Raw genomic sequence first — 24,012 nt, forward strand, 5'->3', positions numbered from 1 at the left:
GTGTCAGTGGAACTTTGGCAGCAGTGCGTGGAGCTTTTGCGCGATGAGCTGCCTGCCCAGCAATTCAACACCTGGATCCGTCCGCTACAGGTCGAAGCCGAAGGCGACGAGTTGCGTGTCTACGCACCCAATCGTTTTGTTCTCGACTGGGTCAACGAGAAATACCTGAGCCGCGTTCTCGAATTGCTCGATGAACATGGCAACGGGCTTGCTCCGGTGCTCTCCTTATTAATAGGCAGCAAACGTAGCTCGGCACCTCGTGCTGCGCCGAATGCACCGTTGGCAGCCAGTGCCTCCCAGGCTCAGGCCGCTGCGGCACCTGTTAATAACTCGCCAGCCCCGGTCGCCCAGACGCCTTCGAAATCCTCGTCGCAGAAAAACGCGCCTATAAATGAAGAGCCGTCCCGCGACAGCTTTGACCCAATGGCCGGCGCCAGCTCACAACAGGCCCCGGTTCGTGCCGAACAGCGCACCGTCCAGGTAGAGGGTGCGCTCAAGCACACCAGCTATCTGAACCGCACGTTCACCTTTGAGAACTTTGTCGAAGGTAAATCCAACCAGCTGGCCCGCGCGGCTGCCTGGCAGGTCGCCGACAATCCCAAGCACGGTTACAACCCGCTCTTCCTTTATGGTGGCGTTGGCTTGGGTAAAACTCACTTGATGCACGCCGTGGGTAACCACCTATTAAAGAAGAACCCGAATGCCAAGGTCGTGTACCTGCACTCGGAGCGCTTCGTGGCCGATATGGTCAAGGCGTTGCAGCTCAACGCCATCAACGAGTTCAAGCGGTTCTACCGTTCCGTTGATGCCTTGCTGATCGATGACATTCAATTCTTCGCCCGCAAGGAACGTTCCCAGGAAGAGTTTTTCCACACGTTCAACGCGTTGCTCGAAGGTGGCCAGCAGGTCATCCTGACCAGTGACCGTTATCCGAAGGAAATCGAAGGCCTGGAAGAGCGCCTGAAGTCGCGCTTCGGCTGGGGCCTGACCGTAGCGGTAGAACCGCCGGAGCTTGAAACCCGCGTCGCGATCCTGATGAAAAAGGCCGACCAGGCCAAAGTCGACCTGCCGCACGACGCCGCGTTCTTTATCGCCCAGCGCATTCGCTCCAACGTGCGTGAACTGGAAGGCGCACTCAAGCGGGTCATCGCTCACTCGCACTTCATGGGTCGTGACATCACCATCGAGCTGATTCGCGAATCCCTGAAAGACCTGCTGGCGTTGCAAGACAAGCTGGTGAGTGTGGATAACATCCAGCGCACCGTGGCCGAGTATTACAAGATCAAGATTTCCGACCTGCTGTCCAAGCGCCGTTCGCGCTCGGTAGCACGTCCCCGCCAGGTAGCGATGGCGCTCTCCAAAGAGCTGACCAACCACAGCCTGCCGGAAATTGGTGATGTGTTTGGCGGTCGCGACCACACCACGGTCTTGCACGCGTGCCGCAAGATCAACGAACTTAAGGAATCCGACGCGGATATTCGCGAGGACTACAAGAACCTGCTGCGTACACTGACTACTTGATGAACACCAGCGCAGCTTATTAAGGCAAGGGACTAGACCATGCATTTCACCATTCAACGCGAAGCCCTGTTGAAACCCCTGCAACTGGTCGCAGGCGTCGTCGAGCGCCGACAGACCTTGCCGGTGCTTTCCAACGTATTGCTGGTTGTCGAAGGCCAGCAATTGTCCTTGACCGGTACCGACCTGGAAGTCGAGCTGGTCGGTCGCGTCCAGCTCGAAGAGCCCGCCGAACCCGGCGAGATCACCGTGCCGGCGCGCAAGCTGATGGACATCTGCAAGAGCCTGCCCAACGACGCGCTGATCGACATCAAGGTTGATGAGCAAAAGCTGGTGGTCAAGGCCGGTCGCAGCCGTTTCACCCTGTCGACCTTGCCGGCCAACGACTTCCCGACCGTGGAAGAAGGCCCAGGCTCGCTGACCTGCAGCCTGGAACAAAGCCGACTGCGCCGCTTGATCGAGCGCACCAGTTTCGCCATGGCCCAGCAGGACGTGCGTTATTACCTTAACGGCATGCTGCTGGAAGTCTCCGAAGGCATCATCCGCGCCGTAGCCACCGACGGTCACCGACTGGCCATGTGCTCGATGAAGGCCGATATCGGTCAGCCGGATCGCCACCAGGTGATCGTGCCGCGTAAAGGTATTCTGGAACTCGCGCGCCTGCTGACCGAGCCGGATGGCAATGTCAGTATCGTGCTGGGCCAGCACCACATCCGCGCGACCACTGGCGAGTTCACCTTCACTTCCAAGCTGGTTGACGGCAAGTTCCCGGATTACGAGCGCGTTCTGCCAAAAGGCGGCGACAAGCTGGTGATCGGTGATCGTCAGGCCCTGCGTGAAGCGTTCAGCCGTACCGCTATTCTTTCCAACGAGAAATACCGTGGTATCCGCCTGCAATTGGCCAACGGCCAACTGAAAATCCAGGCGAATAACCCTGAGCAGGAAGAAGCGGAAGAAGAAGTGGGCGTCGACTACAACGGCGGCAACCTGGAAATCGGCTTCAACGTCAGCTACCTGTTGGACGTGCTGGGCGTGATGACCACTGAACAGGTTCGCCTGATTCTGTCTGACTCCAACAGCAGCGCCCTGGTACAAGAATCCGACAACGATGACTCGGCTTACGTTGTCATGCCGATGCGCCTGTAATCATGTTCAGCAGAAGCTAGATGTCCCTCAGTCGCGTCTCGGTCACCGCGGTGCGCAATTTGCACCCGGTGACCTTCTCCCCCTCCCCCCGCATCAATATCCTCCACGGCGCCAACGGCAGTGGCAAAACCAGCGTGCTGGAAGCCATTCACCTGCTGGGGCTCGCTCGTTCCTTTCGCAGTGCCCGCTTGTTGCCGGTGATTCAGTACGAGCAACTGGCGTGCACAGTATTTGGCCAAGTCGAATTGGCCGAAGGCGGTCATAGCAGCCTGGGGATTTCTCGTGATCGTCAGGGGGAGTTTCAAATCCGCATCGATGGGCAGAATGCTCGTAGTGCTGCGCAGCTGGCAGAAATCCTGCCGCTGCAACTGATCAACCCGGACAGCTTCCGCTTGCTGGAAGGCGCGCCAAAAATCCGCAGGCAATTCCTCGATTGGGGAGTGTTCCACGTGGAACCGCGTTTCATGGCCACTTGGCAGCGCCTGCAGAAGGCCCTGCGGCAGCGGAACTCATGGCTGCGGCATGGTACACTTGACGCCGCTTCGCAAGCTGCTTGGGACCGGGAACTGTGCCTGGCCAGCGCTGAAATAGATGAATACCGCCGCGCCTATATCAAAGCCTTGAAACCAGTCTTTGAGCAGACCTTGAGCGAGTTACTTGAACTCGAGGGGCTGACGTTGAGCTACTACCGTGGTTGGGACAAAGACCGGGAACTGAGTGCAGTGCTCGCGACGTCCTTGCAACGGGATCAGCAAATTGGTCACACCCAGGCCGGACCACAACGGGCTGATTTGCGCCTTAGATTGGGCGCACATAATGCTGCGGATATCTTGTCCCGCGGTCAGCAGAAGTTGGTGGTCTGCGCTTTGCGTATCGCCCAGGGGCATCTGGTTAGCCAGGCCCGGCGCGGGCAATGTATTTATCTGGTGGATGACTTGCCGTCCGAACTGGACGAGCAGCACCGCCGCGCGTTATGCCGCTTGTTGGAAGACTTACGCTGCCAGGTGTTTATCACCTGTGTAGACCACGAATTATTGAGGGAAGGCTGGCAGACGGAAACGCCAGTCGCTTTGTTCCACGTGGAACAAGGCCGTATCACCCAGACCCACGACCATCGGGAGTGAAGGCATGAGCGAAGAAAATACGAATACGTACGACTCGACCAGCATTAAAGTGCTTAAAGGTTTGGATGCCGTACGCAAACGTCCCGGTATGTACATCGGTGATACCGATGATGGCAGCGGTCTGCACCACATGGTGTTCGAGGTGGTCGATAACTCGATCGACGAAGCTTTGGCCGGTCACTGCGACGACATCAGCATCATCATCCACCCGGACGAATCCATCACCGTACGCGACAACGGTCGCGGCATTCCGGTAGATGTGCATAAAGAAGAAGGCGTTTCGGCGGCAGAGGTCATCATGACCGTGCTCCACGCCGGCGGTAAGTTCGACGATAACTCCTATAAAGTATCCGGCGGTTTGCACGGTGTAGGTGTTTCGGTAGTAAACGCCCTTTCCGAAGAGCTGATCCTGACTGTACGTCGTAGCGGCAAGATCTGGGAACAGACTTACGTTCATGGTGTTCCACAGGAACCGATGAAAATCGTCGGTGACAGCGAAAGCACTGGTACGCAGATTCACTTCAAGCCTTCGGCTGAAACCTTCAAGAACATCCACTTCAGCTGGGACATTCTGGCAAAGCGGATTCGTGAACTGTCTTTCCTGAACTCCGGTGTGGGTATCGTCCTCAAGGACGAACGCAGCGGCAAGGAAGAGCTGTTCAAGTACGAAGGCGGCCTGCGTGCGTTCGTTGAATACCTGAACACCAACAAGACCGCGGTCAATCAGGTGTTCCACTTCAACATCCAGCGTGAAGACGGCATCGGCGTAGAAATCGCCCTGCAGTGGAACGACAGCTTCAACGAGAACCTGTTGTGCTTCACCAACAACATTCCTCAGCGCGATGGCGGTACTCACCTGGTGGGTTTCCGTTCTGCACTGACGCGTAACCTGAACACCTACATCGAAGCGGAAGGCCTGGCGAAGAAACACAAAGTCGCCACCACCGGTGACGATGCCCGCGAAGGCCTGACCGCCATTATCTCGGTCAAGGTTCCGGATCCGAAGTTCAGCTCCCAGACCAAAGACAAGCTGGTGTCCTCCGAAGTGAAGACAGCGGTCGAACAGGAAATGGGCAAGTACTTCTCCGACTTCCTGCTGGAAAACCCGAACGAAGCCAAGCTGGTTGTCGGCAAGATGATCGACGCAGCACGGGCTCGTGAAGCGGCGCGTAAAGCCCGTGAGATGACCCGTCGTAAAGGTGCGCTGGATATCGCCGGCCTGCCGGGCAAACTGGCTGACTGCCAGGAGAAAGACCCTGCCCTCTCCGAACTGTACCTGGTGGAAGGTGACTCTGCTGGCGGTTCCGCCAAGCAGGGTCGCAACCGTCGCACCCAGGCCATCCTGCCGTTGAAGGGTAAGATCCTCAACGTCGAGAAGGCGCGTTTCGACAAGATGATTTCCTCGCAGGAAGTCGGCACCTTGATCACCGCCCTGGGCTGTGGCATCGGCCGCGATGAGTACAACATCGACAAGCTGCGCTATCACAACATCATCATCATGACCGATGCTGACGTTGACGGTTCGCACATCCGCACCCTGCTGCTGACGTTCTTCTTCCGTCAGTTGCCGGAGTTGATCGAGCGTGGCTACATCTACATCGCCCAGCCACCGTTGTACAAAGTGAAAAAAGGCAAGCAAGAGCAATACATCAAAGACGACGACGCCATGGAAGAGTACATGACGCAGTCGGCCCTGGAAGATGCGAGCCTGCACTTGAACGACGAAGCCCCGGGCATCTCCGGTGAAGCGTTGGAGCGCCTGGTAAACGACTTCCGCATGGTGATGAAGACCCTCAAGCGTTTGTCGCGCCTGTACCCTCAGGAGCTGACCGAGCACTTCATCTACCTGCCATCCGTCAGCCTGGAACAGTTGGGTGATCATGCTCACATGCAGGCTTGGTTGGCCCAGTACGAAGTCCGCCTGCGTACCGTTGAAAAATCCGGCCTGGTCTACAAAGCCAGCCTGCGTGAAGACCGTGAACGTAACGTCTGGCTGCCAGAGGTCGAACTGATTTCCCACGGCCTGTCGAACTACGTCACCTTCAACCGCGACTTCTTCGGCAGCAACGACTACAAGACGGTTGTTACCCTCGGCGCGCAACTGAGCACCCTGCTGGACGACGGTGCTTACATTCAGCGTGGCGAGCGCAAGAAAGCGGTCAAAGAGTTCAAGGAAGCCCTGGACTGGTTGATGGCGGAAAGCACCAAGCGCCATACCATTCAGCGATACAAAGGTCTGGGCGAAATGAACCCGGATCAGCTGTGGGAAACCACCATGGACCCAGCCCAGCGTCGCATGCTGCGCGTGACCATCGAAGACGCCATTGGCGCGGACCAGATCTTTAACACCCTGATGGGTGATGCGGTCGAGCCTCGTCGTGACTTCATCGAGAGCAATGCCCTGGCGGTTTCCAACCTGGACTTCTGATCAGGTTGCAGCGCAAAAACAAAAAAGGCCAACGCTTAGCGTTGGCCTTTTTTATGGGCTGGATATGAGCATTTTATAAATGCTCCACGTGGAACATCTCAGTCCTCGGAAGCCGCCGTCACACTCTCCAACCGATATCCGTACCCATAGATCGTCAGCAACTGCCAACCCCGATCCGCCGTCAGCCCGAGCTTATTCCGCAGCCGATAAATATGCGTATCCAGCGGCCGCGACGACACCATCTCCTCATGGGTCCAGAACCGTTCATACAGGTACTCTCGAGACAGCGGCCGCGCCAGGTTCTCAAACAGGCACCGCGCCAGGCGGTATTCGCGCTCCGTCAGGCTGATGGGTTTTCCCGCCCTGCTCACCGTGAGTTCAGCATCATCAAAGGTCAGGTCATTGAAGGTATGCACCTCACTGGCTGCAGACTTCTGCAACCCGTGGCGACGCAGAACGGCATTCACCCGAGCCTTAAGCTCATTGGGACGAAACGGCTTGCTGACGTAATCATCTGCACCACTGTTCAGCGCCTGGACGATATCGCTCTCGGCATCGCGGCTGGTAAGCATGATGGCGGCTGGCGGCGCTTCCATGTGCTCGCGGGTCCAGCGCAGCAATGCCAGGCCACTGAGGTCGGGCAGTTGCCAGTCAAGGATCAGCAAGTCGAAGGTCTCGCGGCGCAGTTGTCGCAGCAGGTCTTCTCCACGCTCGAAGCAGTGCAGGGTCCATGGCTGATCCGCAGCGCTGGGGATTTGTCGCAGTGTCTGTTCCACCCGCCGCAGTTCAGCAGGTTCGTCATCCAATATTGCGACACGCATGGCAGGGTCCTTTCTTATTGAAGAATGCGGGCATCGAATCTGAACAATTATGGCCAGATTCTCAGGCCCTCTGAATCTCTCGGTACGCTGATATCAAATGGCCGCAAGCCATTGGAAATCGTCAACACCCAAGCTGGGAAGATACCGGCTCGAGACCTTCAGGAAAAGGATCAATGGCAATCTGGTTTTATGCTGTTTCGAGACGTATGGCCGTTCTGGGGAAGGTTGATGTATGGGGAAGACTGGTATTGGTGGTGATGGTTGCTACGCTGGGCACGGAAACGGTCGGGGCCAATAAGCCGGCGATACCTATGCCGTTCGAGGAACGGCAGACTTTGAGTGAGCCCGGCAATGGCATGGGCTTCGCCCGTTCACCGTTTCAGCAACTCAGCGAACAGCAGCAGACCCAACGTTGGGTATTTTAAGTACCCGCAAATCTGAACAAATGTTGCGAATCGGTCCGATGCACCTATGTTGTAGGTAAATTCGCTCTCGCTGGATGACACACGGATTGGAGCGACGGAAGTGCTCCGACACAGGGACGTGTCATCTTCTGCAATGGATCTCACGCTCCCAGATATTTCGGCTATCGACTGGATACCTCATCGAGTATCGTAGACGGTACTCAAGGTCTTCCCGCTGCAAGACGCTGCCTGAAAGTGCTTTCTGATGACCCATTAGAACTAGAATCTTGATGAGCGCCATGACCTTTTTCCCTTGCCGATTCCGCTCTGCCGCTTCTACGCTGTTGAGTTCGGGCCTGATCGTTACGCTTGGCGTAGTGAGTCTTCCGGCCTTGGCACGCCCTGCCCCTCCCCGTGCACCCTATATCGACGACAACCGGATGTGCCGCGCGCAACCGCTTCCGGCAGTGGTGCAGCACCTCACGGGCGAAGCCTGGAAACTGGATGCCAAGGGTGTGTCCACGGCTCTGGAAGAAGGCATGTTCATCGATGAACAAGAAAGCGTGAAAACCTCATCGGGCGCATTTGTCAGCCTGTTGCTGGGGGACGGCTCGCGGATTGTCTTGCCCTCCAGCTCCCAGGTCCGATTGCATCTGGTCGAGGAGCAATCCATTCCCCAGGTGATTCTTGAAGAAGGTCAGGTCGAGGCTTACGTGATCAAGCGTGCCAGCGACTATGACCGTTTCCAGATCATGACCCCGGTGGGCGTTCTGGGGGTACGCGGCACGCATTTCCGTGTACGTAACGATGGCGAACAATCGCTGGTGGAAGTACTCAACGGGCAAGTGGCGGTCAATCGTGATGACGCTCCACCGAGCCCGCGCCCTATCAAGAAGAAGCCCATTACCGGTCCAGTCTCTGGTGAAGTAAAGGTTGGTGCGCGGCAGGGCCTGGCCTTCAAGAAACAAGGCGAACTCAAACCCGTGGAACTGCTTGATGCGCCACGGTTGGTCGGCCAGGACGGCCAAAAGGGCGATGCGCCTGTCTGGACCCTGTTCCTGCGGCCATTGGCCGGGGCCCAACGCTACCGGGCCCAGGTCGCGACCGATAAGGAGTTTCTGAACATCAAGCAGGAAAACTTCTCCGACAAGCCGCAAATGCGCTTCACTGGGCTGAAAGCATCGTTCTATCACGTTCGCTTGTCGGCATATGATGAACACGGGCTTGAGGGAGAAACCGGGGTTTATGACATTTTCTATTACCCACCCGCGAACCGCGTGCAGTAGTGCCCTGGACGCGAGCCGGTGAGGCTGTGGCACAGGGCTGAAAAGCGCCAACCGACTCAGGCTCAGCGGCTGTTCAATGGCCTGGTGCGCGAATGGCTGTGGGTCAGCCTGTTGCTATTACCCATCACGGCCTTCCTGTCCCTGAGCCCTGGCCTGGCCCTCAATAACCTGCTGTATGACAGCCTCCGCCGGCTGGCGCCTTTATCGGTGGATCCACGCATCCTGCTGGTAACGATCGACGACCGAAGTCTGAAGGAACTTGGCCAATGGCCGTGGTCCCGACGTGTGCATGCCGACCTGCTTGATCGGCTGAGCGCCGCCAAGCCTGCCGGCATCCTGTTTGATGTGATCTTCAGCGAGCCCGCCCGGGAGCCAGCCAATGACCTGCGCTTGGCCGAGGCTATGTGCAACGCTGGCAACGTCCTGTTGCCTTTGATTCGTGAAGGCTCGCCACGCTACGGCCAGCCTGTGGCGCAAATCCTGCCCGTGTTGCCCTTGCGTGATTGTGCCCGTAGCGTCGGCCATATCAACGTGGAAGCGGACAGCGACGGCATCGTTCGAAGCCTGTATTTGCGTGAAGGTCCACCCGGTAATTTGACACCGCAGTTAGCTTGGCTGGCGTTTGAACTGAGCGGCCAGCCATCCGGAATGCCAGGCGCACCTGGTCCGTCGGAAAGCTCCAGCTGGCAGCGGGAAAATGCCATTCGAATTCCTTTTATTGCCAGTCATGCTGGCTTTCCCAGCGTGCCGTATATCAGTGTCTTGCGCGGGGAGGTGCCATCCGAGTTGCTGCGCGACCGCTTGATCCTGATTGGCGCTACGGCACCGGGCATGGGCGACCGTTATGTCACGCCGCTTTCGGCCAGTGTCGGCACCACCCCGGGCGTGGAGATCCAGGCAAATATTCTCAATGGCTTGCTGCAAGGGCGCAGTATTGTCGATCTGCCCGTGTGGATGGCGACGCTACTGGCCACCGCGATGGTCGCGGTGCTGTTGGGCCTTCTGCTATTTCGCCCGCGTTATGCACTGTGGCTGACCCTCGGTTGCATGGGGGCTGCGCTTCTGGGTTCATGGGGCCTGTTGCGCCTGGGCCATTGGTGGTCGCCGGCAGCAAGTCTGATTGGCATGCTGCTCAGCTACCTGATCTGGAACTGGCGGCGCCTGAGCGTGATCCTGGCCTACTTTGGCTGGGAACTGGCACGCCTGGACAACGAACCCAAAGTGCTCCCGGAGCGCCGTCGAGCGCCCGCCAGCCAGGGTGATGTATTGCAGGGACGAATCTTCGCCCTCGAACAAGCGGTCAGCCGTACCCGGGACACTCGTCGCTTCATGGCCGATGGGCTGGAATGTTTGCCTGTAGCAACCTTGATTACCGATCCCAAGGGCAACGTCCTGCTGGCCAATCGAATTGCCCGCGATGTGTTCGGCAATGAATTGGTGGCCGAAAACCTCTTGGATCAGCTCGCCACATTAGGTTATCCACCGCTGCAGGACGGTGTTCGCCCTGCCCTGTCGACGCTGGAGATTGTCGAGTTCCGCGACACCCTTGACCGCAGCCTGCGCCTCGACCTGGCGCCGCTGCTGCCCGCAGACGGTGACGTGGCCCTGGGCTGGCTGCTGAGCCTCACAGACCTGAGCATTGAGCGTGATGCCCAGCAGCAACGGGAGACCCTGCTGCGCTTTCTGTCCCATGACTTGCGTGCGCCGCATTCGGCGATCCTGGCCCTGTTGGATGTTCAGGACACCGCCGCGCCGATATTTGCGCAGATCGAACAACAAGTCCGCCGTGCCCTGAACCTGACCGAATCATTCGTGCAGCTGGCGAAAGCCGAATCCGATGGCTACCAATTCCAGCCCAGCCTGTTCGCCATGTTGGTGCTCGACGCATTTGATCAAGTCGCAGTGCACGCCCAGTTGAAAGGCATTCGCCTGGTCCATCACCTGGATGAAGACGGCGAAGAAACGGTGTGGGCAGACCAATCGCTGCTGACCCGAGCCTTGTTCAACCTGTTGGAAAATGCGGTGAAATACAGCCCATCGGGCACCACCGTTACGTTAAGCCTGACCAGCCATGAAGACGCTTTGCAGTGCCGTATCAGCGACCAGGGGCGAGGAATCTCCCCGCAGGATTTGCCCGAACTCTTCGCTCAATACCGGCGCTTCGCCTCGGCTCAGGGCAGTGAAGGATTGGGGTTGGGGCTGACCATGGTCAAGGCCGTCGTGGATCGTCACGGTGGGAGAATTCGCTGCGAGAGCGAGGTGGATAAAGGTACGACCTTCATCCTTCAACTGCCATTGTGGCGAGACTGAATCGCGGCTTTTCACCTGTGCATAAAAAACCGGTCTCAAGGACCGGTTTTTTAATGCGGAAAAAACTTATGCACCTTTTCCGCCGTTTTATGAGCTTGGGAAATATGTAAGTAAATCAGCAGCCTATAAGCTAAAAAGCGCAATTCGCCAACAAACCGTACACAGGTTATCCACAGAAACTCAAATCACCGGCGTGTCGACCACAACCGGCTCCGGCGGCAACGAACCCATGGCTCTTTGTTGCGCTTCATTCCATGCCTGGGCACGGTCGTTCAGCGCTGCAATGGCACGTGGGCCTTCGCCCTCGGCATACATGGGCTCGCCAATGATTACAGTGATGGTGCCTTCACGCTTGGCCCAGCCGGTCTTTGGCCAGAACTTGCCGGCATTGTGGGCAACTGGCAGCACCGGCAGCCCGGCGTTCACCGCCAGGGCCGTACCGCCACGTGAGAACTTGCCCACAGTGCCGTAGGGCACGCGTGTGCCTTCAGGGAAGATCAGCACCCAAACCCCATCCTTCAACAGCTCATCGCCCTTCTTGGCCACATGCTTGAGTGCGGCCTTGGGGTTGTCGCGGTCGATGGCGATCGGTCGCAGCATGGCCATGGCCCAGCCGAAGAATGGTACGTACAGCAGCTCACGCTTGAGCACCTGGCTCAGGGGCGAGAAATACGCAGACAGGAAAAAGGTTTCCCAGGTGCTCTGGTGGTTCGACAGAATCACACAAGGCTGGTCCGGGACGTTTTCGGCGCCCCTGATCTCGAAACGAATGTTCAGGAACACCTTGGTCAACCACAGCGCGCAGTTGCACCAAAAGACGTTGATGAAACGATAGCGCGCCTTGAACGGCAGGAAAGGCGCGATAAAAAAGCTCAGGGTGCACCAGAGAAAAGAGCTGGTGCCCAACAGCAGGTAAAAGAAGAAGGTTCTGATGGCCTGCAAAATCGACATGGCGGCATTTACCGTTGCGGGACAACGCCCGCCTGTTAAAAGCGCGCTCCCGAACAGTCCTTGGTCAGGAAGTCAGAAGGGCTGCTAGTTGTTGATAAGTTCTGCGGCAACCGCCGCCAGATCGTCAAAAATCAAAGTACCTACCGGCAGGGTTTTAGCCTGGGTCTTTTCGCCTTTCCCGGTTTTTACCAAAACTGGCTGAGAGTCGACGGCTTTGGCGGCTTCCAGGTCACCGAGGCTGTCCCCGACAAACCATAGCCCAGCCAACGGCACGTTGTAATGTTCAGCAATAGTTTTAAGCATACCCGGTTTGGGCTTGCGGCAATCGCAGCCTTCATCCGGGCCGTGCGGGCAATACACCACCAGCCCTACTTCACCGCCCTGCTCGGCCACCAGCGTGCGCAGGCGCGCGTGCATGGCGTCGAGGGTGGCGATGTCGTAGTAGCCGCGGGCGATGCCGGACTGGTTGGTGGCGATGGCCACCGTCCAGCCCGCTTTGCTCAACTGCGCGATGGCCTCGATCGAGCCGGGCAGTGGAATCCATTCCGCCACCGATTTGATGTAAGCGTCGGAGTCGTAATTGATCACTCCGTCCCGATCGAGAATCAGCAGTTTCAACATGGTCAGCTCAGTACGGAAATGTCAGCGATATTGATGAACAGGCCGCGCAGGCGCGCCAGCATGGCGTAGCGGTTTTTCCGCACGCCCGCGTCTTCGGCATTGATCATCACCGCTTCGAAGAACGCATCCACCGGCTCACGCAATGTGGCCAGGCGCGCCAAGGCTTCGGCGTAGTTGCGTTCGGCGATCAGCGGCTTCACTGCATTTTCTGCCTTGGCGATGGCCGAGTTCAGCGAGAACTCCTTGGCATCGGCAAACAGGCCCGGGTCGACTTCGGCATTGCCGAGGTTGTCGGCCTTGCTCAGCAGGTTCGACACACGCTTGTTCACGGCGGCCAGGGCACCGGCTTCCGGCAGCTTGCGGAAGGCCTGTACGGCCTGCACACGCTGGTCGAAGTCCAGCGCCGAACCTGGTTGCAGGGCACGTACCGACAGGTACACCGAAACGTCCACGCCTTCGTCTTCGTAACGCGCACGCAGACGGTCGAACACGAATTCCAGCACTTGCTCGGCCAGGCCGGCTTGCTTGACCTTGGCACCGAACTGGCCAACCGCAAACACCACGGCCTGGGTCAGGTCGAGGTCGAGCTTCTTGTCGATCAGGATCCGCAGCACGCCCAGGGCCGCACGGCGCAGCGCATACGGGTCTTTGCTGCCGGTAGGCAACATGCCGATACCGAAGATACCGACGAGGGTATCCAGCTTGTCAGCGATGGCCACGGCCGCACCGGTGAGGGTGGTCGGCAGCTCGGCGCCGGCACCGCGCGGCATGTACTGCTCGTTCAGCGCGAGGGCGACGTCTTGCGGCTCGCCATCATTCAGGGCGTAGTAGTAACCGGCAACACCTTGCATCTCCGGGAACTCGCCGACCATCTCGGTGGCCAGGTCGCACTTGGACAGCAGGCCGGCACGCGCAGCCCAGGCAGCATCGCCACCAATGCGTGGCGCGATGTAGGCCGCCAGCTTGGAAACCCGCACGGCCTTGTCGTAGACGCTGCCGAGTTTTTCCTGGAACACCACGTTCTGCAGGCGCAGGTTGAAGTCTTCGAGCTTCTGCTTCTTGTCTTGCTTGAAGAAGAACTCGGCGTCAGTCAGGCGCGGGCGAACGACTTTTTCGTTACCGGCGATGATCTGCTGGGGGTCCTTGCTTTCGATGTTGGCCACGGTGATGAAGCGCGGCAGCAGCTTGCCGTCGACGTCCAGCAGGCAGAAATACTTCTGGTTGTCCTGCATGGTGGTGATCAGCGCTTCCTGCGGCACGTCGAGGAAACGCTCCTCGAACGAGCACACCAGCGGCACTGGCCATTCAACCAAAGCGGTCACTTCGTCCAGCAGGCTTGGCGGCACGATGGCGGTGCCTTCCTGCAGGCGGGCCAGCTCTTCGGTACGCTTGCTGATCAGCTCGCGGCGCTCATTGGCATCCGCCAGCACATAGGCTGCACGCAGGTCATTGAGGTAGTTGGCGGGCGCGGTGATGCGCACGGCTTCAGGATGGTGGAAGCGGTGGCCACGTGAATCACGGCCGGCCTTCTGGGCGAGGATGGTGCAGTCGATGACCTGGTCACCGAGCAGCATCACCAGCCATTGGGTCGGGCGCACGAACTCTTCCTTGCGGGCACCCCAGCGCATGCGCTTGGGGATCGGCAGGTCGTTCAGCGAGTCTTCAACGATGGTCGGCAACAGGCTGGCGGTCGGCTTGCCGGTAATGACCTGGCTGAAACGCAGCTTCGGGCCGCTCTGGTCGATCTCGCTCAGCTCGACGCCACACTTCTTGGCAAAACCAAGGGCGGCTTGAGTCGGGTTGCCTTCAGCATCGAAGGCGGCCTGGCGTGGCGGGCCGTCGAGGTTGATGCTGCGGTCCGGCTGCTGGGTTTCCAGTGCGGTGAGCAACACAGCCAGTCGGCGCGGCGCGGCGTAGACCTTTTTTGCGGCGAACTTCAGGCCAGCGGTTTGCAGGCCTTTTTCGATACCGGCCAGGAATGCGTCGGCCAGGGTATTCAGGGCCTTGGGTGGCAGCTCTTCGGTGCCCAGTTCAACCAGGAAATCTTGAGCACTCATTGTGCAGCCTCCAGCTTAGCCAACACTTCATCACGCAGGTCCGGGGTGGCCATCGGGAAGCCCAGCTTGGCGCGAGCCAACAGGTAGGCTTGGGCGACGGAACGCGCCAGGGTGCGTACACGCAGGATGTATTGCTGGCGCGCAGTTACCGAGATGGCACGACGGGCGTCCAGCAGGTTGAAGGTGTGGGATGCCTTCAGAACCATTTCATAGCTTGGCAACGGCAACGGCTGATCCAGTTCGATCAGGCGCTTGGCTTCGCTTTCATAGAAGTCGAACAGTTCGAACAGCTTCTCGACGTTGGCGTGCTCGAAGTTGTAGGTCGACTGCTCCACTTCGTTCTGGTGGAACACGTCGCCGTAGGTCACCTTGCCGAACGGGCCGTCAGCCCACACCAGGTCGTAGACCGAGTCCACGCCTTGCAGGTACATGGCCAGGCGCTCGAGACCGTAGGTGATCTCGCCGGTCACCGGGTAGCACTCGATGCCGCCGGCTTGCTGGAAGTAAGTGAACTGCGTCACTTCCATGCCGTTGAGCCAGACTTCCCAGCCCAGGCCCCAGGCGCCCAGGGTTGGCGATTCCCAGTTGTCTTCGACGAAACGGATGTCGTGGACCAGCGGGTCCAGGCCGACATGTTTCAACGAGCCCAGGTACAGCTCCTGGAAGTTGTCCGGGTTTGGCTTCAGAACCACCTGGAACTGGTAGTAGTGCTGCAGGCGGTTCGGGTTTTCGCCGTAGCGGCCGTCAGTCGGGCGACGACTGGGCTGCACATAAGCGGCGTTCCAGGTTTCCGGGCCGATGGCCCGCAGGAAGGTAGCGGTGTGGAAAGTGCCGGCGCCTACTTCCATATCGTAGGGCTGAAGTACCACACAACCTTGCTCGGCCCAGTATTGCTGGAGGGCGAGGATCAAGTCTTGGAAGGTACGCACGGCTGGCGTAGGCTGGCTCACGAAATTCACCTGTTACTTGGGCTGCGATTTAAAGAGCGGGAGTATACCCGATTCGGCCGCGCCACCATCCCCTGGAGCCTTATGCCACGCTGCTTTTGGTGTTCTGAAGATCCGCTGTACATGGCTTATCACGATCAGGAGTGGGGAACGCCGCTGCGCGATGCGCAGGGACTGTTCGAGTTGCTTTTGCTCGAAGGGTTCCAGGCGGGCCTGTCCTGGATCACCGTTTTACGCAAACGCGAGCATTATCGAAAGGTCTTGTTCGGCTTTGATGCGCAGCGTCTGGCCCAACTGAGCGATGCCGAGATCGAAGCGCTGATGCTCGATCCGGGCATCGTGCGTAACCGCCTGAAACTCAATGCCACCCGGCGCAATGCCGCCGCCTGGCTGGCGCTGCAGGACCCCGTGGAGTTTCTGTGGTCGTTTGTGGGCGGCGTGCCCAAGGTCAATCATTTCAAGGACCGCAGCCAGGTCCCGGCCATTACGCCGGAGGCTGAGGCCATGAGCAAAGCCTTGAAAAAAGCCGGCTTCACCTTCGTCGGGCCGACCATCTGCTACGCGTTCATGCAGGCCTCGGGCATGGTCATGGACCACACTCAGGACTGCGACCGTTACGCGGACCTCGCCAACGCCGGTTAGAATGGCGGCTTTGCGCACCACACACGATCAGGAGTGACCTGTGGAAAAGTTTAAAGGCGCCTTGCTGGTAGGCGCTCTTCGGTTGTTTGCCCTGCTGCCCTGGCGCGCGGTGCAAGCGGTCGGTTCGGCAATTGGCTGGATCATGTGGAAAACCCCCAACCGTTCCCGTGAGACGGTGCGGATCAACCTGTCCAAATGCTTCCCGGACATGGATCCGGCCGAGCGCGAGCGTCTCGTTGGACGCAGCCTGATGGACATCGGCAAGTCCCTGACCGAAAGCGCCTGCGCCTGGATCTGGCCGGCCCAGCGTTCCATCGACCTGGTGCGCGAGGTCGAAGGCCTGGAAGTGCTGCACGAAGCCCTGGCCTCGGGCAAAGGCGTGGTCGGCATCACCAGCCACCTGGGCAACTGGGAAGTGTTGAACCACTTCTATTGCAGCCAGTGCAAACCGATCATTTTCTACCGCCCGCCGAAGCTCAAGGCGGTGGATGACTTGCTGCGCAAACAGCGGGTGCAACTGGGTAACCGCGTGGCGGCGTCCACCAAGGAAGGCATCCTCAGTGTCATCAAGGAAGTGCGCAAAGGCGGCCAGGTGGGCATTCCTGCGGATCCGGAGCCGGCGGAATCGGCCGGGATCTTCGTGCCGTTCTTCGCCACCCAGGCGCTGACCAGCAAGTTCGTGCCGAACATGCTGGCGGGGCACAAGGCGGTCGGGGTGTTCCTGCATGCCCTGCGGCTGCCGGATGGCTCGGGCTACAAAGTGATCCTGGAAGCGGCGCCGGAAGACATGTACAGCACCGATACAGCCACTTCGTGTGCGGCGATGAGCAAGGTGGTGGAGCGCTATGTGGGGGCTTACCCGAGCCAGTACATGTGGAGCATGAAACGCTTCAAGAAACGCCCGCCGGGTGAGGCGCGGTGGTATTGATGTACGGCTGACTCAAGGTTGGCACAAAACAAAATGTGGGAGCGGGCTTGCTCGCGAAGGCGGTGTATCAGACACAAATTCGGTGACTGACACGACGCCTTCGCGAGCAAGCCCGCTCCCACATTGGGTTCTGCTTAAGCTTGGCGGTCGAGTTTCTTCAGGAATACGGTCATTTCCTTTTCGGCCTGCTTGTCGCCATGTGCCAGGGCCGCTTCAATACCCTTCTCCCAAGCTAACCGCGCTGCAGCGTTATCACCCTGCCCCAGCTGCGCCTTGCCCAACAGCTTCCACGCCGCCGAATACTTCGGATCGAACTCGACGCATTTCTGCAAATGCTCGGCCGCCTTGGCGTTGTCCTTCAGATCAAGATAACCCTTGCCCAAACCAAACCGCAGCAGTGAGTTATCCACACCCTTGGCGAGCATTTTTTCCAGGGATTCGAGCATGTCGGTCACTCCGTTTGATCAGAAAAAGCTCAGGCCCACGTGGAACAGCTTCTCCACATCGCGGATATGTTTTTTATCCACAAGGAACAGAATCACGTGGTCGCCCGTGGCGATCACCGTGTCGTCGTGGGCGATGATCACTTCTTCATCGCGAATGATTGCGCCGATGGTGGTGCCCGGCGGCAGGCCGATATCGCGGATCGCCTTGCCAATCACCTTGCTCGATTTTGAATCACCGTGGGCAATCGCCTCGATGGCTTCCGCCGCACCCCGGCGCAACGAGTGCACACTGACGATATCGCCGCGGCGCACGTGGGCCAGCAAGGTGCCGATGGTCGCCAGTTGCGGGCTGATGGCGATGTCGATATCGCCGCCCTGGATCAGGTCGACGTAGGCCGGGTTGTTGATGATGGTCATCACCTTCTTCGCCCCCAGCCGCTTGGCCAGCAACGACGACATGATGTTGGCTTCGTCATCGTTGGTCAGGGCCAGGAAGATGTCGGCGTCGGCGATGTTTTCTTCCAGCAGCAGATCACGATCCGAGGCGCTGCCCTGCAGGACCACGGTGCTGTCGAGGGTGTCGGACAAATACCGGCAGCGTGCCGGATTCATCTCGATGATCTTCACCTGGTAGCGGCTTTCGATGGCCTCGGCCAAGCGCTCACCGATCTGCCCGCCGCCGGCGATGACGATGCGTTTATAGGTCTCATCCAGACGGCGCATTTCGCTCATCACCGCGCGAATGTTCGCTTTGGCGGCGATGAAAAACACCTCGTCGTCAGCCTCGATCACCGTATCGCCCTGGGGCAGGATCGGCCGGTCGCGACGGAAGATCGCCGCCACCCGCGTCTCGACGTTGGGCATGTGCTCGCGCAGTTGGCGCAGTTGCTGGCCCACCAACGGCCCGCCGTAGTAGGCCTTGACCGCCACCAGCTGTGCCTTGCCTTCGGCGAAGTCGATCACCTGCAAGGCGCCCGGGTGTTCGATCAGGCGCTTGATGTAATGGGTCACCACCTGTTCCGGGCTGATCAGCACATCGACCGGGATCGCGTCGTTGTCGAACAGTCCGGCGCGGGTCAGGTAGGCCGCCTCACGCACTCGGGCGATCTTGGTCGGAGTGTGAAACAGGGTGTGGGCGACCTGGCAGGCGACCATGTTGGTCTCGTCACTGTTGGTGACCGCCACCAGCATGTCGGCATCGTCGGCACCGGCCTGGCGCAGCACTGTAGGAAACGAGGCGCGGCCCTGTACGGTACGGATGTCCAAACGGTCGCCCAAATCCCGCAGGCGCTCCGCGTCGGTGTCGACCACGGTGATGTCGTTGGCTTCGCTGGCCAAATGCTCGGCCAGCGTACCGCCAACCTGCCCTGCGCCGAGGATGATGATTTTCATCCGGTCACTCCCTTAAAACCATTCAGCCGCGAGCGGCGGCAATCTTGATCAGCTTGGCGTAATAGAACCCGTCGTGGCCGCCTTCCTGGGCCAGCAACTGGCGGCCATGAGGCTGCTTGATCCCGGCCTGGATGTCGAGGTCCAGTTCCCGTGCGCCGCTGGTGCGGGCAAGGAAGGCTTCGATGACGTCAGTGTTTTCGGTAGGCAGCGTCGAGCAGGTGGCGTACAGCAGGATGCCGCCTACTTCGAGGGTCGGCCACAACGCGTCCAGCAACTCGCCTTGCAGCACGGCCAGGGCGGCGATGTCGTCGGGTTGGCGGGTCAGCTTTATGTCCGGGTGGCGGCGGATCACGCCGGTGGCGGAGCACGGTGCGTCCAGCAGGATGCGCTGGAACGGCTTGCCGTTCCACCAGGTGGCGGTGTCGCGGCCGTCGGCGGCGATCAGCTCGGCGCTGAGGCCCAGGCGGGCGAGGTTTTCCCGCACACGCACCAGGCGCTTGGCTTCCAGGTCGACGGCGACGACACCGGCCAGGTCCGCTTGCACTTCCATGATGTGGCAGGTCTTGCCGCCGGGGGCGCAACAGGCGTCCAGTACGCGTTGGCCCGGGGCCAGGTCCAGCAGGTCGGCGGCCAGTTGAGCGGCTTCGTCCTGCACGCTGATCCAGCCTTCGGCGAACCCGGGCAGGTTACGTACATCGCCCGGTTCTGTAAGAACGATGCCGTCCTGGCTGTAGACGCAGGCCGTTGCCGCTACACCGGCTTCGCCAAGCAATGTGAGATAAGCGTCGCGGGTGTGATGACGGCGATTGACCCGCAGGATCATCGGCGGGTGCGCGTTGTTGGCCGCGCAGATGGCTTCCCACTGCTCGGGCCAGAACGCCTTCAAGGATTTTTGCAGCCAGCGCGGGTGGGCGGTGCGCACCACCGGGTCATGTTCCAGCTCGGCCAGCAGCGCTTCGCTTTCGCGCTGAGCGCGGCGCAGCACGGCGTTGAGCAGGGCCTTGGCCCAAGGCTTTTTCAGCTTGTCGGCGCAACCGACGGTTTCGCCGATTGCCGCGTGGGCCGGCACGCGGGTGTAGAGCAGTTGATACAGGCCCACCAGCAGCAGCGCCTCGACATCGGCGTCCGCCGCCTTGAACGGCTTTTGCAGCAGCTTGGCCGCCAGCGCCGATAAACGTGGCTGCCAGCGGGCGGTACCGAAGGCCAGGTCCTGGGTAAAGCCGCGATCGCGGTCTTCGACTTTATCCAGTTGGGTCGGCAACGAACTATTGAGGGAAGCCTTGCCGTTGAGCACGGCGGCCAGGGCCTTGGCGGCGGCCAGACGTGGGTTCATTGCGCGTCCACCGCTTGGCCGAGGACGATGCCAACGGCAAATTTCTCACGGCGGCTGTTGAACAAATCGCTGAAGTTCAGCGCCTTGCCGCCGGGCAATTGCAGACGGGTCAGACACAGCGCCTGTTCACCGCACGCTACCAACAGGCCGTCCTTGCTGGCGCCGATGATCTCGCCGGGGGCGCCCTTGCCTTCGGCCAGGGTGGCGGCCAGTACTTTCAAGGCCTCGCCATTGAGCGTGCTGTGGCAGATCGGCCACGGGTTGAAGGCACGCACCAGACGCTCCAGCTCAACGGCCGGGCGGCTCCAGTCGATGCGGGCTTCATCCTTGTTCAATTTGTGGGCGTAGGTGGCGAGGCTGTCGTCCTGCACTTCACCTTGCAGAGTGCCGGCAGCCAGGCCGGCGATGGCCTGGACGACAGCCGGCGGGCCCATTTCGGCGAGGCGATCATGCAGGCTGCCGCCGGTGTCTTGCCCGGTGATCGGAGTGGTGACTTTCAGCAGCATCGGCCCGGTGTCCAGGCCTGCTTCCATGCGCATCACGGTCACCCCGCTTTGCGCATCACCGGCTTCGACGGCACGCTGGATCGGTGCCGCGCCACGCCAGCGAGGCAGCAGCGAGGCGTGACTGTTGATGCAGCCCAGGCGCGGGATATCCAGCACAGCCTGGGGCAGGATCAAGCCGTAGGCCACCACCACCAGCAGGTCTGGCTTCAGCGCAGCCAGTTCGGCCTGGGCATCGGCGTTGCGCAGGGTCGGCGGCTGCAGCACCACAATGTTGTTTTCCAGTGCCAGCTGCTTGACCGGGCTGGGCATCAGTTTTTGCCCACGACCGGCCGGGCGATCGGGCTGGGTGTAGACCGCCACGATTTCATAAGGGCTGGCGAGCAGGGCCTTGAGGTGTTCAGCGGCGAATTCGGGGGTGCCGGCAAAAACGATGCGCAGTGGCTCGGTCATGGGAAACGTCTCACAAAAGAAAAAGGCTTGCCGGAGCAAGCCTTTGAAAGAAGGGAATCAAGCTTGCTGGCGATGCTTCTTTTCCAGCTTCTTCTTGATCCGGTCGCGTTTAAGCGTGGACAGGTAATCGACAAACAGCTTGCCGTTGAGGTGGTCGCACTCGTGTTGGATGCACACCGCCAGCAGGCCTTCGGCAATCATCTCGAACGGCTTGCCGTCACGGTCCAGGGCCTTGATCTTGACGCGCTGGGGACGGTCGACGTTCTCGTAGAAGTCGGGCACCGACAGGCAGCCTTCCTGGTACTGGCCCATCTCGTCGGTCAGGGTTTCGAACTCAGGGTTGATAAACACCAGGGGCTCGCTGCGGTCTTCGGACAGGTCCATGACCACGACGCGCTGATGCACGTCGACCTGGGTCGCGGCGAGGCCGATACCCGGGGCTTCATACATTGTTTCAAACATGTCATCGACCAACTGACGAACCTTGGCGTCCACTACGGCCACTGGCTTGGCGATGGTGCGCAGGCGTGAGTCCGGAAATTCGAGGATGTTCAAAATAGCCATAAGCGTAATTGCTGCACATGTGAGGTAAAGGCAAGTCGGCGCCGGGGATGGACCCTTGATGTGCCGGGATAAGTGCCGTGGGAAAACGTCCGAAAGCCGCGAAGGCCAAGGCGTTTCACGCGAATGCACATAATAAAGGAGATTCACCCCATGAGGAAATCGCTACTCGTCTTGCTGCTGTGGGCCCAGGCCGTTATTGCCCAGGTTCCCGAGAGCTATCCACAGGCCGGCCAACCGTTGCCGCTTCATACGCAGCAGGCCATCCAGCGCTTTTTACTGCACAACCGCATTCTCGATACCCCCCAGGAACTGGAGCACGCTCCCTATATTGTTGCAGCAGATGCCGGACGAGTATTGGGCGCCGATGGCGAACGTGTTTATGCGCGTGGGGCCCTGGACCCTGCCGTGCAAAGCTACGGGATCTTCCGCCGGGGCAAGGCTTATACCGACCCCGATAGCCAGGAATGGCTGGGCATCAACGCTGACGACATAGGCACCGCACGTTTTGTGACAGCGGGCGACGTCAGCACATTGGGTGTGCAGCGGGTGACCCAGGAGGTGCGTCCCGGGGATCGTTTGCTCAGCCAGCCTGCGCCCACGGACCTTGCCAGCCTGGTGGTTCAGTGGCCTGCCCGCGCCATTGCCGGGCACATCATCGACGTGCCCCGGGGCGTGACGCAGATCGGCGTGCTGGATGCGGTGACGTTGAACAAGGGCCGCCGTGACGGGCTGATGGAAGGTCATTTGCTGGCCGTGGTGAGAGCCGGTGAAACCGTTCGGGACAGAGTGACCGGCGTTCCGGTGAAGATGCCTGATGAGCCTGCCGGGACGCTGGTGGTGTTTCGCACCTACGAAAAGCTCAGCTACGGCCTGGTGCTCAGCGTGTCACGTTCGCTGACGGTAATGGACCGTTTTGAGGCGCCTGATCAAAGGCAATAATTAGGTTGCTAAATAAGTTACCAACAGAGTTATCCACAGTTTATTCCGATCAAGGACGATCAAATGTTACCGACGAATAACCGCGAAATTTCCCCGGCAGAGCTGGAAGCCCGACTACGCTTGCACAGGCTGCCGGAACTGGGTCCCAAAGGTTTTCAAAAGCTCATCGAGGCGTTTGGTTCTGCGTCAAAAGCCATCAGCGCACCGGCGAGTGCCTGGCGTTCATTGGGACTCAAGGTGGCCAGCGCCGACGCCCGGCGCAGCGAGGAAGTACGTGATGGTGCCAGTGCGGCCCTCGCCTGGCTGGAGCGTCCGGCCCAGCATTTGCTGATGTGGGACCAACCCGACTACCCGTCATTGCTCGCAGAATTGGATGACGCGCCCCCGCTATTATTCGTCGCCGGCAACCCGGCGATTCTGGAAAAACCGCAATTGGCGATGGTCGGCAGCCGTCGTGCCTCCAGGCCAGGAATGGACACCGCCGCCGCATTTTCCCGCAGCCTGGCGAGTGCCGGTTTTGTCATCACCAGTGGCCTTGCCCTGGGGATCGACGGCGCTGCTCACCAGGCGGCTTTGGATGTTGGTGGACATACAATTGGCGTGCTGGGCACCGGGCTCGAAAATTTTTATCCACAGCGCCATCGACGCTTGGCCGAGGCGATGATTGCCCAAGGCAGCGCCGTGGTTTCCGAGTTTCCGTTGGACGCCGCGCCCCAGGCCGGCAACTTCCCGCGCCGCAACCGTATTATCAGTGGCCTGTCGCTTGGGGTACTGGTGGTGGAGGCCAGCATGGCCAGCGGTTCGCTGATCACCGCGCGGCTGGCGGCGGAGCAAGGGCGCGAGGTATACGCCATCCCCGGCTCCATCCATCACCCCGGGGCCAAAGGCTGCCATCAACTGATCCGCGATGGCGCGGTGCTGGTGGAAACCATCGAGCACATTCTCGAAAACCTGCGTGGCTGGCAGGCCCTCTCCCGCCCGGCGCCGATTGCGGTCAATCATCCGCTGGTGGCGCTGTTGCACGCGGCGCCCCACACCAGTGAAGCCCTGGCGATTGCCAGTGGCAGGGCCTTGTCCGAGGTGCTGGCCAGCCTGACGGAGCTGGAACTGGAAGGCCGAGTGATCTGCGAAAGCGGGCGCTGGCTTGCGCGCGGCTAGGTTTTGTAACGAAGATCGGTAAACTGCGCAGAGCTTTAGTC

At 59.8% G+C, this 24,012-nt stretch carries 21 protein-coding genes; 11 read left to right on the plus strand and 10 right to left on the minus strand.

Features of this window, described 5'->3' with window-relative positions; all coding sequences use genetic code 11:
• From dnaA to gyrB, 4 genes are read left to right on the plus strand one after another with little or no spacing between them, the layout of a single operon-like run.
• On the plus strand, positions 1-1,521 hold the full coding sequence (gene dnaA, locus C0058_RS00005) for a chromosomal replication initiator protein DnaA (RefSeq protein ID WP_032868695.1): 1,521 nt from the start codon (positions 1-3) through the stop codon (positions 1,519-1,521).
• A 39-nt stretch (positions 1,522-1,560) separates the two neighbouring features.
• On the plus strand, positions 1,561-2,664 hold the full coding sequence (gene dnaN / locus C0058_RS00010; RefSeq protein ID WP_003213582.1) for a DNA polymerase III subunit beta: 1,104 nt from the start codon (positions 1,561-1,563) through the stop codon (positions 2,662-2,664).
• A 20-nt stretch (positions 2,665-2,684) separates the two neighbouring features.
• Positions 2,685-3,788, plus strand: coding sequence for a DNA replication/repair protein RecF (gene recF, locus C0058_RS00015; RefSeq protein ID WP_003213585.1), 1,104 nt, complete (start codon positions 2,685-2,687; stop codon positions 3,786-3,788).
• A 4-nt stretch (positions 3,789-3,792) separates the two neighbouring features.
• On the plus strand, positions 3,793-6,216 hold the full coding sequence (gene gyrB, locus C0058_RS00020; RefSeq protein WP_003213587.1) for a DNA topoisomerase (ATP-hydrolyzing) subunit B: 2,424 nt from the start codon (positions 3,793-3,795) through the stop codon (positions 6,214-6,216).
• Between the two features lie 98 nt (positions 6,217-6,314).
• Here the strand turns inward: gyrB and C0058_RS00025 are convergent, their stop codons facing one another.
• Positions 6,315-7,037: a response regulator transcription factor gene (locus C0058_RS00025; RefSeq protein WP_003213588.1), complete on the minus strand. Its 723-nt coding sequence runs from the start codon at positions 7,035-7,037 to the stop codon at positions 6,315-6,317.
• Positions 7,038-7,210: 173 nt separating this feature from the next.
• On the opposite strand from C0058_RS00025, the gene C0058_RS00030 reads away from it, so the two are divergent.
• From C0058_RS00030 to C0058_RS00040, 3 genes are all read left to right on the plus strand, one after another.
• Complete coding sequence (locus C0058_RS00030; RefSeq protein WP_003213590.1) at positions 7,211-7,462, plus strand: hypothetical protein; 252 nt, start codon at positions 7,211-7,213, stop codon at positions 7,460-7,462.
• Positions 7,463-7,731: 269 nt separating this feature from the next.
• Positions 7,732-8,727, plus strand: coding sequence for a FecR domain-containing protein (locus C0058_RS00035; RefSeq protein WP_250884777.1), 996 nt, complete (start codon positions 7,732-7,734; stop codon positions 8,725-8,727).
• 18 nt (positions 8,728-8,745) lie between these two features.
• Complete coding sequence (locus C0058_RS00040) at positions 8,746-11,037, plus strand: CHASE2 domain-containing protein (protein WP_102367806.1); 2,292 nt, start codon at positions 8,746-8,748, stop codon at positions 11,035-11,037.
• A gap of 180 nt (positions 11,038-11,217) precedes the next feature.
• Here the strand turns inward: C0058_RS00040 and C0058_RS00045 are convergent, their stop codons facing one another.
• The 4 genes from C0058_RS00045 to glyQ form a co-directional block, all read right to left on the minus strand.
• Complete coding sequence (locus tag C0058_RS00045; RefSeq protein ID WP_102367807.1) at positions 11,218-11,988, minus strand: 1-acyl-sn-glycerol-3-phosphate acyltransferase; 771 nt, start codon at positions 11,986-11,988, stop codon at positions 11,218-11,220.
• Between the two features lie 84 nt (positions 11,989-12,072).
• Positions 12,073-12,609, minus strand: coding sequence for a D-glycero-beta-D-manno-heptose 1,7-bisphosphate 7-phosphatase (gene gmhB, locus C0058_RS00050; protein WP_166742131.1), 537 nt, complete (start codon positions 12,607-12,609; stop codon positions 12,073-12,075).
• 2 nt (positions 12,610-12,611) lie between these two features.
• Entirely contained in the window at positions 12,612-14,666 is a 2,055-nt protein-coding gene (gene glyS, locus C0058_RS00055; RefSeq protein ID WP_003213599.1) for a glycine--tRNA ligase subunit beta, read from the minus strand.
• A complete protein-coding gene (glyQ, locus tag C0058_RS00060) occupies positions 14,663-15,616 on the minus strand; it encodes a glycine--tRNA ligase subunit alpha (RefSeq protein ID WP_003213601.1) in 954 nt (317 codons plus the stop codon). Before glyQ ends, glyS begins: the two co-directional genes overlap by 4 nt.
• 81 nt (positions 15,617-15,697) lie before the next feature.
• On the opposite strand from glyQ, the gene C0058_RS00065 reads away from it, so the two are divergent.
• Both C0058_RS00065 and C0058_RS00070 read left to right on the plus strand, forming a co-directional pair.
• The gene (locus tag C0058_RS00065) at positions 15,698-16,255 is read left to right on the plus strand and encodes a DNA-3-methyladenine glycosylase I (protein ID WP_087694571.1); all 558 of its coding nucleotides are present in this window, start codon (positions 15,698-15,700) and stop codon (positions 16,253-16,255) included.
• Between the two features lie 40 nt (positions 16,256-16,295).
• On the plus strand, positions 16,296-17,183 hold the full coding sequence (locus C0058_RS00070; protein ID WP_003213605.1) for a lysophospholipid acyltransferase: 888 nt from the start codon (positions 16,296-16,298) through the stop codon (positions 17,181-17,183).
• Between the two features lie 134 nt (positions 17,184-17,317).
• On the opposite strand, the gene C0058_RS00075 is transcribed toward C0058_RS00070, so the two are convergent.
• The 5 genes from C0058_RS00075 to def are packed head-to-tail and all read right to left on the minus strand — an operon-like array spanning position 17,318 to position 21,874.
• Positions 17,318-17,629: a lipopolysaccharide assembly protein LapB gene (locus C0058_RS00075; protein ID WP_003213608.1), complete on the minus strand. Its 312-nt coding sequence runs from the start codon at positions 17,627-17,629 to the stop codon at positions 17,318-17,320.
• 18 nt (positions 17,630-17,647) lie between these two features.
• Complete coding sequence (gene trkA, locus C0058_RS00080) at positions 17,648-19,021, minus strand: Trk system potassium transporter TrkA (RefSeq protein ID WP_003213611.1); 1,374 nt, start codon at positions 19,019-19,021, stop codon at positions 17,648-17,650.
• A 22-nt stretch (positions 19,022-19,043) separates the two neighbouring features.
• Positions 19,044-20,354, minus strand: a complete 1,311-nt coding sequence (gene rsmB, locus C0058_RS00085; protein ID WP_102367808.1) for a 16S rRNA (cytosine(967)-C(5))-methyltransferase RsmB — start codon at positions 20,352-20,354, stop codon at positions 19,044-19,046.
• On the minus strand, positions 20,351-21,310 hold the full coding sequence (gene fmt, locus C0058_RS00090; RefSeq protein WP_003213615.1) for a methionyl-tRNA formyltransferase: 960 nt from the start codon (positions 21,308-21,310) through the stop codon (positions 20,351-20,353). Before fmt ends, rsmB begins: the two co-directional genes overlap by 4 nt.
• Before the next feature lie 57 nt (positions 21,311-21,367).
• Entirely contained in the window at positions 21,368-21,874 is a 507-nt protein-coding gene (def, locus tag C0058_RS00095; RefSeq protein ID WP_003213617.1) for a peptide deformylase, read from the minus strand.
• A 150-nt stretch (positions 21,875-22,024) separates the two neighbouring features.
• Here def and C0058_RS00100 point away from each other — a divergent pair, with 150 nt between their 5' ends.
• Together C0058_RS00100 and dprA are read left to right on the plus strand one after the other, a co-directional pair.
• The gene (locus C0058_RS00100) at positions 22,025-22,813 is read left to right on the plus strand and encodes a peptidoglycan-binding protein (protein WP_102367809.1); all 789 of its coding nucleotides are present in this window, start codon (positions 22,025-22,027) and stop codon (positions 22,811-22,813) included.
• 63 nt (positions 22,814-22,876) lie between these two features.
• A complete protein-coding gene (gene dprA, locus C0058_RS00105) occupies positions 22,877-23,971 on the plus strand; it encodes a DNA-processing protein DprA (protein WP_102367810.1) in 1,095 nt (364 codons plus the stop codon).
• Positions 23,972-24,012 lie beyond the last annotated feature (41 nt).

This window comes from Pseudomonas sp. NC02, from assembly GCF_002874965.1.
In the GTDB taxonomy this organism is placed as follows: Bacteria; Pseudomonadota; Gammaproteobacteria; order Pseudomonadales; family Pseudomonadaceae; genus Aquipseudomonas.

Excerpts from the sequence above, each read along its gene's own strand:
- dnaN (WP_003213582.1), top strand. The coding sequence starts at position 1,561 with ATGCATTTCACCATTCAACGCGAAGCCCTGTTGAAACCCCTGCAACTG.
- recF (WP_003213585.1), top strand. The coding sequence starts at position 2,685 with ATGTCCCTCAGTCGCGTCTCGGTCACCGCGGTGCGCAATTTGCACCCG.
- gyrB (WP_003213587.1), top strand. The coding sequence starts at position 3,793 with ATGAGCGAAGAAAATACGAATACGTACGACTCGACCAGCATTAAAGTG.
- C0058_RS00025 (WP_003213588.1), bottom strand. The coding sequence starts at position 7,037 with ATGCGTGTCGCAATATTGGATGACGAACCTGCTGAACTGCGGCGGGTG.
- C0058_RS00030 (WP_003213590.1), top strand. The coding sequence starts at position 7,211 with ATGGCAATCTGGTTTTATGCTGTTTCGAGACGTATGGCCGTTCTGGGG.
- C0058_RS00035 (WP_250884777.1), top strand. The coding sequence starts at position 7,732 with ATGAGCGCCATGACCTTTTTCCCTTGCCGATTCCGCTCTGCCGCTTCT.
- C0058_RS00045 (WP_102367807.1), bottom strand. The coding sequence starts at position 11,988 with ATGTCGATTTTGCAGGCCATCAGAACCTTCTTCTTTTACCTGCTGTTG.
- gmhB (WP_166742131.1), bottom strand. The coding sequence starts at position 12,609 with ATGTTGAAACTGCTGATTCTCGATCGGGACGGAGTGATCAATTACGAC.
- glyS (WP_003213599.1), bottom strand. The coding sequence starts at position 14,666 with ATGAGTGCTCAAGATTTCCTGGTTGAACTGGGCACCGAAGAGCTGCCA.
- C0058_RS00065 (WP_087694571.1), top strand. The coding sequence starts at position 15,698 with ATGCCACGCTGCTTTTGGTGTTCTGAAGATCCGCTGTACATGGCTTAT.
- C0058_RS00075 (WP_003213608.1), bottom strand. The coding sequence starts at position 17,629 with ATGCTCGAATCCCTGGAAAAAATGCTCGCCAAGGGTGTGGATAACTCA.
- trkA (WP_003213611.1), bottom strand. The coding sequence starts at position 19,021 with ATGAAAATCATCATCCTCGGCGCAGGGCAGGTTGGCGGTACGCTGGCC.
- rsmB (WP_102367808.1), bottom strand. The coding sequence starts at position 20,354 with ATGAACCCACGTCTGGCCGCCGCCAAGGCCCTGGCCGCCGTGCTCAAC.
- fmt (WP_003213615.1), bottom strand. The coding sequence starts at position 21,310 with ATGACCGAGCCACTGCGCATCGTTTTTGCCGGCACCCCCGAATTCGCC.
- def (WP_003213617.1), bottom strand. The coding sequence starts at position 21,874 with ATGGCTATTTTGAACATCCTCGAATTTCCGGACTCACGCCTGCGCACC.
- C0058_RS00100 (WP_102367809.1), top strand. The coding sequence starts at position 22,025 with ATGAGGAAATCGCTACTCGTCTTGCTGCTGTGGGCCCAGGCCGTTATT.
- dprA (WP_102367810.1), top strand. The coding sequence starts at position 22,877 with ATGTTACCGACGAATAACCGCGAAATTTCCCCGGCAGAGCTGGAAGCC.